This is a genomic window from Acinetobacter sp. Li1LvA2 (assembly GCF_056156705.1).
This window is the reverse complement of record NZ_JBSICF010000043.1, coordinates 1-217: the sequence shown is the minus strand read 5'-3', so window position 1 is coordinate 217 and position 217 is coordinate 1. Positions and strand designations below refer to the sequence as shown.

The 217-nt window shown below is 52.1% G+C and carries 1 protein-coding gene; it reads right to left on the bottom strand.

Annotation, left to right across the window (positions count from 1 at the left end; genetic code table 11):
- Positions 1-217 (bottom strand): Ig-like domain-containing protein (locus ACS604_RS19015; RefSeq protein ID WP_474772680.1); only part of this gene is annotated, 217 nt, incomplete at both ends.

The following is a 217-nucleotide window of genomic DNA, read 5'->3' as shown; positions in this document are numbered from 1 at the left end:
CTACTGACCAGCTGCCGTCTGTACCTGCAACCACAGTTGCTGTTGTACCGTCAGGGAAGCTTACAGTCACGGTTGAACCCGGTTCTGCTGTACCTGTCACTGGATCGGTGGCATTGATTGGATCAAGGACCGGTGCATTTGGTGCAGTGGTATCAATCGTTACCACAGCTGTATCTGTTCCTGCATTACCTGCAGGGTCAGTTGCTGTCACGGTAAT